Source organism: Falsiroseomonas sp. RANM36 (assembly GCF_056682175.1).
Map to the genome: position 1 here is coordinate 402,389 of NZ_JBWXTD010000002.1, position 10,058 is coordinate 412,446.

The following is a 10,058-nucleotide window of genomic DNA, read 5'->3' on the forward strand; positions in this document are numbered from 1 at the left end:
CCCCCCCGGGGGGGGCGTTTACCCTGGGTTTGTCACCCCCCCGCAGCGCGGCCGCCCGTCGCGGTCAGGCCTGCCGGACGCCCCAGGGATAGGGCATGCTGCCCTTCTGGAAGCCGGTGAGGTTGCGCCGGTAGGCCGTGCGCATCGTGAACTGGCCGAGCGGCACCGTCGCCACGTCGTCCTGCGCCAGCTTGTTCAGCTCATTCGCGAGAGTGAGCTGCTTGTCGGCATCCGGCGCATCCAGCCACGCCTCCACCAGCTCCATCGAGCGCGGGCTGGTGTACCAGCCGAACCAGCCGGTCGGGCCGGGGCCCTTCACGATCGAGGAGATGGCCGGGTTCAGATAGGCCAGCGCGGAGCCATAGGTGTGGAAGATGCTCCAGCCGCCCTGGTCCGTCGGCTGCTGCCGCACGCGGCGCTGCACCACGGTGCCCCAGTCGGTCTCCACCAGCTCCACGTTGAAGCCGATGCGCTTCAGCCGGTCGGCCGTCACCTGGCCATGCGGGCCGATCAGCGGGAAGTCGGTGGGGTTGATGATCACCACCTTCTCGTTGTTGTAGCCGCTGGCCTGCAGCGCGGCGCGCGCGCGATCGAGGCTGCGCGGCGGCGCGTTGACGGGCGAGAGATCCTCGGTGCCGAGCGGCGTGCCGCAGGGGAACAGGCTGTGGCACTCGCGCCAGACGCTTCGGTCGTCGCCGAGCGTCGCACGCATGTATTCGGTCTGGTCCACCGCCAGCGCCACCGCCTGCCGGATCTCCTTCTTGTTGAAGGGTACCTGCAGGTGATTGAGGCGCATGATGGACATGATGCCGTAGGGGTTCAGCACATCCACCGTGACGTTGCGGTTGCGCTGCAGCGTCGGGATCAGGTCGGGCAGCGGCTGGTCCAGCCAGTCCACCTCGCCGGCCTGCAGCGCGGCGGCGGCGGTGGCGGGATCGGGCAGGATGTGCCACTCGATCCGCGGCATATGCGCGATCTTGCCGCCCGCCGCGCCGTCCACCGGCTCGCTGCGCGGGCGGTAGCCGTCGAACTTCTCGTAGACCAGGCGGCTGCCGGCGACGAATTCGTCGTTCTTGAAGCGATAGGGGCCGCTGCCGATCGTCTCGTTGATCTGCGTGTTCGCGTCGGTGCGCGCCACGCGCTCCGGCATCATGAAGGGCACGTTGGAGTCGGGCTTGCCGATCGCGTCCAGCAGCAGCGGGAAGGGCTTCGTCAGCTTGATCTCGATGGTGCGGTCATCGGCGGTGCCCCAGCTCGCCACGCGCTGCGCGAGGATCTGGCCGAAGGGATCGCGCTTCGCCCAGCGCGCGAGGGAGGCCGCGCAATCCTGCGCGCGCACCGGCTCGCCATCGTGCCAGCGCAGCCCTTCGCGCAGCCGGATGCGCCAGGTGCGGCCATCGGCCGAAACCTCGTGCCCCTCGGCCATCTGCGGCCGCGGGCGCAGGTTCGTGTCCATGGCATAGAGCGTGTCGTAGATGTGGTAGCCATGCATCGAGGTGACGATCGCCGTCGTCCAGACCGGATCGAGCGTCGCGATATTCGCCTGCGGCACGAAGCGCAGCGTCATCGCGCGCGTGTTCTGCCCGAGGGCGGGCGCGACGAGACCGCCCGAGGCTGCCAGCCCCGCGGCGGCGGTCATGAAGCTACGACGACGCATGATCTTCCTCCTCCTGCACTTATCGTTGTCCGCAGGCTAGGCGTGCGAAGCGCCCTCGGTCAACGCGCTGCGGGCGGCGCGGTACTCCGCCGTGAGCCGCGCCACGACCTCGCCGGCCGGCAGCACCTCCGCGATGCCGCCGACGCCCTGGCCCGCGCCGAAGATGTCCTTCCAGGGCCGCGGCCGGTTCGCGCCGTAGCCGCTGCGGGCCTGCTCCGCGGGCAGTGCGTCGGGATCGAGCCCCTGCGCGGCGATCGAGGGCTTCAGGTAGTTGGCGGGCACGCCGCTGAAGAAGGGCGTGTAGAGGATGTCCGCGGCGCGGCTCTCCACGATCATCGCCTTGTGGCGGTCCTGCGCCATGGACTCCGTCGTCGCGATGAAGCGCGTGCCGACATAGGCGAGGTCGGCACCCATCGCCTGCGCCGCCAGGATCTGGCGCCCCTGCGTGATCGCGCCGGAGAGCGCGATCGGCCCGTCGAAGATGCGCCGCACCTCGTCCACCAGCGCGAAGGGCGAGAGCACCCCGGCATGCCCGCCCGCGCCGGCCGCCACCAGCACGAGCCCGTCCACGCCGGCTTCCAGCGCCTTCTCGGCATGGCGCAGCGTGGTGACGTCATGCAGCACGATGCCGCCCCACCCATGCACGGCCTTGGCGATCTCGCCGGGCGCGCGCAGCGAGGTGATGACGATCGGCACGCGATGGCGTGCGCAGGCGGCAAGATCATGCTCCAGCCGCGCGTTGCTGCCATGCACGATCAGGTTCACGGCGAAGGGCGCGTCGCCTGCCTGCAGGCCTTCGCGGATGCGCGCCAGCCAGACATCCAGCTCGGCCTCCGGTCGCGCATTCAGCGACGGGAAGGAGCCGACGATGCCGGCGCGGCACTGCGCGATCACGAGTTCCGGGTTGGAGACGAGGAACATCGGCGCGCCGATCACCGGCAAGGCGAGGTTCTGCAGAAGGGGCGGCAGGGGCATGCACGGGGTCCGGCTCGGTTCCGGCCGGAGCATGACGCTCGTTCGGGCCTGCGTCCAATCGCCTTGACCCGTCCCGGGGGGCGGGCGATCAAGCAAGCCGGAAAAGGGCAGGCGGGAACTCGCTCCGCCGGAAGCTGGGGAAGCGCAACATGACCGGTCCCGTGCGGTTCGAGATCGCCGAGGGCATCGCCATCGCCACCATCGCGAACCCGCCGGTGAATGCGCTCTCCGCCGCGCTGCGCGGCGCGCTGGCGGAGGCGGTGAGCCGTGCCGCGGCGGAGCCGGCGATACGCGCCCTGGTGATCGCGGCCGAGGGCCGCACCTGGATCGCGGGCGCCGACATCTCCGAGTTCGGGAAGCCGCCGGTGGCACCCACCCTCGCCGATTTGATCGCGCTGCTGGACGGCTGCCCGAAGCCGGTGGTCGCCGCGATCCATGCCGCCTGCCTCGGCGGCGGGCTGGAGGTGGCGATGGCCTGCACGGCCCGCCTGCTCGGCCCCGCCGCGAAGCTCGGCCTGCCGGAGGTGAAGCTCGGCCTGCTGCCGGGCAGCGGCGGCACGCAGCGCGCGCCGCGGCTGATGGGGGCGGGCCCCGCGCTGAAGCTGATGGCGCAGGGCGACCCGCTGGATGCGAAGGCGGCGATGGCGGCGGGGCTGGCCGAGGCGGTGGAGACGGGCGACCTCGTCGCTGCGGCGCGCGCGCATGCGGCGAAGCTGGCAGCCGGGCCGCTGCCGAAGCCGGTGTCGCAGCGCGACGAAGTGCTCGGCCGGCGCGACGACTTCGAGAAGGAAGCGGCGCTGCTGGCCAAGCGCGCCGCGACCGAGCCGCAGGTCGCCGCCATGATCGCCTGCGTCCGCGCCGCGTTCGAAATGCCCTTCGCCGAGGCCGTGGCCGACGAACGGAAAGCTTTTCTCGACCTGTTGCAGGACCCCCGAAGCAAGGCGCTGCGCCATGTCTTCTTCGCCGAGCGCGAGGCGGCGAAGATCCCCAACCTTCCCGAGGGCACGAAGCCGCGGAAGGTGGAGCGCGCCGCGGTGCTGGGCGCCGGCACGATGGGCGCTGGCATCGCGATGTGCTTCGCCAATGCCGGCATCCCGGTGCGCGTGATCGAGACGGACGAGGCCGCCATGAAGCGCGGCCTCGATCGGATCCGCGCCACCTACGAGGCCAGCGTGAAGCGCGGCAGCCTGACGCCCGAGAGGCGCGACGCGCGCATGGCGCTGATCGAAGGCGCGGTGGGGCTGGAAGCCGCCAACGACGCGGACATCGTGATCGAGGCGGTGTTCGAGGAGATGGGTCTGAAGAAGCAGGTCTTCGCCACGCTCGACAAGGTCGCGAAGCCGGGCGCGGTGCTGGCCTCCAACACCTCCTATCTCGACATCGACGAGATGGCGGCCGCCACCGGCCGGCCGGGCGACGTGCTGGGGATGCATTTCTTCTCGCCGGCGAATGTCATGCGCCTGCTGGAGGTGGTGCGCGCGAAGCGCACCGCGCCGGATGCGCTGGCGACGGCGGCGGAGATCGGGCGCAGGCTCGGCAAGGTGCCCGTCGTGGTCGGCGTCTGCTTCGGCTTCGTCGGCAACCGGATGCTGTCGCGCCGCACGCAGCAGGTGGAGCGGCTGCTGCTGGAAGGCGCGCTGCCGGAACAGGTGGACAAGGCGCTCACCGATTTCGGCTTCCGCATGGGTCCCTGCGCGATGAGCGACCTGGCGGGGCTCGACATCGGCTGGCGCATCCGCAAGGCGACCGGCAAGCGCGCGCCGGTGGCCGATGCGCTGGTGGAGGCCGGTCGGCTCGGCCAGAAGACCGGCAAGGGCTTCTTTCTGTATCCGGAAGGCGCGCGGGCCGGCGTGCCCGATCCCGAGGTTGCCGCGCTGATCGCGAAGGTCAGCGCGCAGGAAGGCGTCGCGCGCCGCGCCTTCGACCAGGCGGAAATCCTGGACCGACTCCTGCTGCCGATGGTGAACGAGGGCGCGCGCATCCTGGAGGAAGGCATCGCCGCGCGGCCGGGCGACATCGATGTGGTCTGGCTGCATGGCTACAACTGGCCGGCCTGGCGCGGCGGGCCGATGCATTGGGCCGATGCCCGCGGTCTGAAGGAGGTGTTCGCGCGCCTGACCGCGCTTGCGCGCCAGACCGGCGACGACAGCCTGGCGCCGGCGCCGCTGCTGGCGCGCCTGGTCGCGGAGGATCGTGGCTTCGCGAGCCTGCGATGAAGTCTGCGGCAGCGCATCCCTGGGAGGCGAGCTACCCGCCCGAATGCCGCTGGGACGCGCCGATCGGGCAGGGCACGCTGCCCGGCTTCCTCGACGAAGTTGCGTCCCGCTACCGCGACGCGCCGGCGCTGGAATATCGCGGCCATGTGCTCGGCTACGCCGCGCTGCAGCGCCTGTCGGACCGCGTCGCGGCCGGGCTGATGGCGATGGGGATCGGGCGCGGCGACTGCGTGGCGCTGTATCTGCCGAACACGCCCTGGCATCCGGTCTGCTTCTTCGCGGTGCTGCGCACCGGCGCGCGCGTGGTGCATCTCTCGGCGCTCGATGCACGACGGGAACTGGCGCACAAGCTGCGCGATTCCGGCGCGACGCTGCTGATCACCACCGGATTCGCGCCGCTGGTCGTGCAGGCGGCCTGGCTGCTGGCGGAAGGCGCGGTGGCGCGCGCGCTGCTCGCGCCGGAAGCGCGCTGGGGCGGGGAGGATGCGGAGAGCGACCTGCCTCGCCTGCCCGAGGCCGATCCGCCGCTGGCGTGGCCCGCCATCGCGCCCGAAAACCTCGCGCTGCTGCAATACACCGGCGGCACCACGGGCACGCCGAAAGGCGCGATGCTGACGCATGGCAACCTCACCGCCGCGGTCGCGATCTACAAGGCCTGGCGCGACCGCACGACGATCCCGCAAGGGCGGGGGCGCTGCCTGGTCCTGCTGCCGCTGTTCCACATCTTCGCCCTCACCGCCGTGCTGCTGCGGCAGATGTCGGAGGGCCATCTCTGCCATCTCCGCCCACGCTTCGACGCGGCCCAGGCGGTGCAGGATTTTCGGACGCTCGGCATCACCACCTTCTCGGGCGTGCCGACCATGTGGATCGGCATCCTCAACACGCCCGGCGTGACGCGGGAGGACTTCGCGACGCTGCGCCAGGTCTCCTCCGGCGGCGCCCCGATGCCCTTCGAGGTGCAGCAGAAGCTGGAGGCGCTGGTCGGCCTGCGCATCGGCGGCGGCTGGGGGATGACCGAGACCTGCCCCGCCGGCACGCGCATCCCGCCCGATGCGCCGCGTCGCCCCGGGCTTATCGGGCTGCCGCTGCCGGGCATCGCGCTGCGCATCGTAGACCCCGACAACCCGACCGTCGAACGACCGGTCGGCGAGGTCGGCGAGATGGCGGTGCGCGGCCCGAATGTCTTCTCCGGCTACTGGAACCGCCCGGCGGAGGAGAATGCGCGCTGCTTCGCCGATGGCTGGTTCCTGACCGGCGACATGGGCTGGATGGACGAAGGCGGCTTCTTCACGCTGGTGGATCGCCGCAAGAACATGATCCTCTCCGGCGGCTTCAACGTCTATCCTGCGCAGATCGAGCAGGCGATCTACGAACACCCGGAGGTCGCCGAATGCATCGTGATCGGCGTGCCGGACGACTATCGCGGCCAGGCCGCGAAGGCCTATGTGGCGCTGAAGCAGGGCGCAAGCGGCTTCACGCTGGAGGAACTGCGGGACTTCCTCGCGGATCGCCTGGGCAAGCACGAGATGCCCGCCGCGCTCGAACTGCGCGACAGCCTCCCGCGAAGCGCGGCCGGCAAGCTTCTGGCCAGCGCGCTGCGCGACGAGATCAGGGAGTAGGTGGCATGGATCTGCGCTACACCGCCGAGGAGATCGCCTTTCGTGACGAGTTGCGGCAGTTCTTCCGCACGCGAATCCCGGCCGAGATCCGCCGCAAGGTCAGCGAGGGCCGCGCATTGGCGCGGGAAGACTACGTCACGTCCCAAAAGATCCTGCACGCGCATGGGCTGGCGACGCCGAACTGGCCGGTGGCATGGGGCGGCAAGGACTGGTCGCCGGTGCAGCGCTACATCTGGGTGGAGGAACTGCAGGCCAACGCCGTGCCGCAGCCGCTCGGCTTCAACGTGACGATGGTCGGCCCGGTGATCGCGACCTTCGGCAGCGAGGCGCAGAAGCAGCGCTTCCTGCCCGGCACGGCGAGCCTGGACATCTGGTGGGCGCAGGGCTTTTCCGAGCCCGGCGCCGGCAGCGATCTCGCCAGCCTGAAGACCACCGCGCGGCGGGAGGGCGAGCATTTCATCGTCAACGGCCAGAAGACCTGGACCACGCTCGGCCAGTACGCCGACTGGATTTTCTGTCTCGTGCGGACCGATCCCGGCGCCAAGAAGCAGCAGGGTATTTCGTTCCTCCTGATCGACATGAAGACGCCGGGAATCACCGTGCGGCCGATCATCACGATCGATGGCGGCCACGAGGTGAACGAGGTCTTCTTCGACGAGGTGAAGGTGCCCGCGGAGAACCTGGTCGGCGAGCTCAACAAGGGCTGGGACTACGCGAAATTCCTGCTGTCCAACGAGCGCATCGGCATCGCGCGCATCGGCATGACGAAGGAACGCCTCGCCCGCGTGAAGCGCCTGGCGCAGGAGACGCCGGCGGGCGAGGGCACCGTCTGGGACGACCCGGATTTCCGCCGCCGCCTCGCTTGGTCCGAGATCGAGCTGAAGGCGCTGGAGATCACCCAGCTGCGCGTGGTCGCCGCGCAGCGGACGCGCGCCGCCGACAAGCCCGACCCGTCGAGCTCGATCCTGAAGATCAAGGGCAGCGAGATCCAGCAGCAGGCGACGCAGCTGCTGATGGACGTCGCCGGCCCCTACGCCGCGCCGCGCCCCGACCGCGAGGAGGAGGGGCTGAACCTGCCCTCCGTCGGCCCCGAATGGGCGGATGCGGCGGCGCCGCTGTTCTTCAACTTCCGCAAGGTCTCGATCTACGGCGGCTCGAACGAGATCCAGCGCAACATCATCGCGAAAGCGTTCCTGGGGCTCTGACGCCAGATGGATTTCGACCTCACCGACGAACAGCGCCTGCTGGCCGAGAGCGTCAACCGCTTCGTCTCCGACCGCTACGGCGACTTCGAGAAGCGCAAGGCCTATCGCGCCGAGACCAAGGGCTACGCCGCCGCCAACTGGTCCGCGATGGCGGAGATGGGCCTGCTCGCCCTGCCGCTGGCCGAGGAGGAAGGCGGCTTCGGCGGCGGGCCGGTGGAGACGATGCTCGTGATGGAAGCCATCGGCCGCGGCCTGGTGGTGGAGCCCTATCTCGCCACGGTCGTGCTCGGCCTCGGCCTGCTGCGCGGCGCCGGCGGCCAGGCGGGGCTGCTGGCGCAAGTGGCCGCCGGCGAGGCGACGCTCGCCTTCGCGCATCAGGAACGCCAGGCGCGCCACGATCTGCACGACATCGCCACCACCGCGCGCCGCGACGGCGACGCCCATGTCCTCGACGGCGCGAAGGGCGTCGTGCTGAACGGCGACACGGCGGATCGCCTCATCGTCTCCGCGCGCCTCTCCGGCGCCCGGCGCGACCGTGGCGGCATCGGCCTGTTCCTGCTCGACCCCGCGGCGCCCGGCGTCGCCCGCCGCGGCTACGCCACGCAGGATGGGCTTCGCGCCGCCGAGATCGTGCTCGAAGGCGCCCGCGCCACGCTGCTGGCCGAGGAGGCGCTTCCGCTGATCGAACGCATCGCCGACGAAGCCATCGCCGCGCTCTGCGCCGAGGCGGTCGGCGCCATGGAGACGCTGCGCGACCTCACCGTGGACTACCTGAAGACCCGCCAGCAATTCGGCCGCGCGATCGGCGAGTTCCAGGCGCTGCAGCATCGCGCCGCCGACATGCTGGTCGCGACCGAACAGGCGCGCAGCATGGCGATGTATGCCGCGATGATGGTGCAGGAACCCGACGCCGCCGCCCGCGCCACTGCGCTCTCCGCCGCCAAGGCGCTGGTCGGCAGGCTCGCGGACCAGCTCGGCAAGGAGGCGATCCAGCTGCATGGCGGCATCGCCATGACCGAGGAATACAAGGCCGGCCATTACTTCAAGCGGCTCGCCATGCTGGGCGCGCTGTTCGGCGACGTGGACCATCATCTGCGCCGCGTGGTGGCGGCCGGCGGCCTGCCGGACTGACGCGGCGGCCCGATCCGGCTTCGCCATGCGGTCTTGGCCGGCGGCGGCGTCGGTCCACCGATGCGCCTGCGCAGGCCGCATTCGCCGCGCCCTGGCCGCTGGGCTGACGCAGAGGGCCGCGGTTCCAATGGCTGGGACGCCTTCTGAAGGCGGAAAGGGCGGATGACCCGCCAAGTTGTTGATATGAACTTTCGGTTGCACAGTTTGCGGCCTTTACATTCCTTATTCCTGTCTCTTTATCGTTGCGATGCGAGCGGTGCCTTGGCGCGGCCTCTGGGCCCGGCGGATCGCAATGTTGGGGACACGAGACGAGATGCCCGACGGCCTTGTGCAGGCCCAGGCCATTGCGGCGCGCGCGCCGCGCCAGAGTGCCGCACTGCCCATCCTGGGCAGCGGCCCTGCGCTCCGCGTCGTGCTGATCACCAGCCGCGAGACGCGGCGATGGGTGATCCCGAAGGGCTGGATCGAGCCGCGCGAGGCGCCGCACCGCAGTGCCGCGCGCGAGGCCTTCGAGGAGGCCGGCCTCGCCGGGGAGGCGGAGCCCGATCCGTTCGGCGTCTATGCCTATCCGAAGCGCCTGGCGGGCGGTGCGGTGCGCCCGACCGAGGTGCTGGTCTTCCGCTATCGGGTCGTGCGCCTGCTGCACGACTGGCCGGAGCGGCGCGAGCGGGAGCGCAAGCTCTTCACCCCGGAAGCGGCCGCGGCGGTGGTGAAGGAGCCCGGCCTCGCCGCTCTGCTGCGCGGCCTTCGCGCTGGCTGAGTCCTCGGCCGGAACCGCCGCCTGCGAGAAAGTGGTTGTAATCGCGCTGCGAAGCTCTATCTTCCTCTTGTCAGCCTCGTTTGGTTCGGCCTGCTCTCCTTGCTCGTGATCGAGCGCCGAGCCTGCTGCCCGCTCCCTTCAGATGTTTGACCCGCCGTGCGACGTTCGCGCGGCGGCACATCTTGTTCGATCGGAACAATCCTATGTCCAACGGCACCATCAAGTGGTTCAACGCGACCAAGGGCTATGGCTTCATCCAGCCCGAGGACGGCACGAGCGACGTGTTCGTCCACATCAGCGACATGCAGCGCTCCGGCATCGCCGAGCTGCGCGAGGGTGACAAGATCACCTACGACGTGCAGCGCGGCCAGCAGGGCAAGATGTCGGCCTGCAACCTCCGCCTCGACTGACCGTCCTCGCGCCAAGGCGGCCCGAGGGCCGCAGGCGCGGGAACAACCGGGGGGGCGCCCCCCCGCCCCCCCGCGCGGGCCGGCC

The 10,058-nt window shown here is 70.6% G+C and carries 8 protein-coding genes; 6 read left to right on the forward strand and 2 right to left on the reverse strand.

Going from position 1 to position 10,058, the window contains the following annotated elements; genetic code table 11:
• Positions 1-64 precede the first annotated feature (64 nt).
• Positions 65-1,657 (reverse strand): ABC transporter substrate-binding protein, encoded by a 1,593-nt coding sequence (locus tag AC1MIR_RS02755; RefSeq protein ID WP_480026656.1) that lies wholly within the window; start codon positions 1,655-1,657, stop codon positions 65-67.
• A 36-nt stretch (positions 1,658-1,693) separates the two neighbouring features.
• Positions 1,694-2,632: an NAD(P)H-dependent flavin oxidoreductase gene (locus AC1MIR_RS02760; RefSeq protein WP_480026657.1), complete on the reverse strand. Its 939-nt coding sequence runs from the start codon at positions 2,630-2,632 to the stop codon at positions 1,694-1,696.
• 149 nt (positions 2,633-2,781) lie between these two features.
• On the opposite strand from AC1MIR_RS02760, the gene AC1MIR_RS02765 reads away from it, so the two are divergent.
• The 6 genes from AC1MIR_RS02765 (at position 2,782) to AC1MIR_RS02790 (ending at position 9,973) form a co-directional block, all read left to right on the forward strand.
• A complete protein-coding gene (locus AC1MIR_RS02765; protein ID WP_480026658.1) occupies positions 2,782-4,848 on the forward strand; it encodes a 3-hydroxyacyl-CoA dehydrogenase NAD-binding domain-containing protein in 2,067 nt (688 codons plus the stop codon).
• Complete coding sequence (locus AC1MIR_RS02770; protein WP_480026659.1) at positions 4,845-6,467, forward strand: AMP-binding protein; 1,623 nt, start codon at positions 4,845-4,847, stop codon at positions 6,465-6,467. Before AC1MIR_RS02765 ends, AC1MIR_RS02770 begins: the two co-directional genes overlap by 4 nt.
• 5 nt (positions 6,468-6,472) lie before the next feature.
• Complete coding sequence (locus AC1MIR_RS02775; RefSeq protein WP_480026660.1) at positions 6,473-7,672, forward strand: acyl-CoA dehydrogenase family protein; 1,200 nt, start codon at positions 6,473-6,475, stop codon at positions 7,670-7,672.
• Between the two features lie 6 nt (positions 7,673-7,678).
• Positions 7,679-8,803: an acyl-CoA dehydrogenase family protein gene (locus tag AC1MIR_RS02780; protein WP_480026661.1), complete on the forward strand. Its 1,125-nt coding sequence runs from the start codon at positions 7,679-7,681 to the stop codon at positions 8,801-8,803.
• Between the two features lie 313 nt (positions 8,804-9,116).
• Positions 9,117-9,563, forward strand: coding sequence for an NUDIX hydrolase (locus AC1MIR_RS02785; protein WP_480026662.1), 447 nt, complete (start codon positions 9,117-9,119; stop codon positions 9,561-9,563).
• A gap of 203 nt (positions 9,564-9,766) precedes the next feature.
• Positions 9,767-9,973, forward strand: a complete 207-nt coding sequence (locus tag AC1MIR_RS02790; protein ID WP_480026663.1) for a cold-shock protein — start codon at positions 9,767-9,769, stop codon at positions 9,971-9,973.
• Positions 9,974-10,058: the final 85 nt, after the last annotated feature.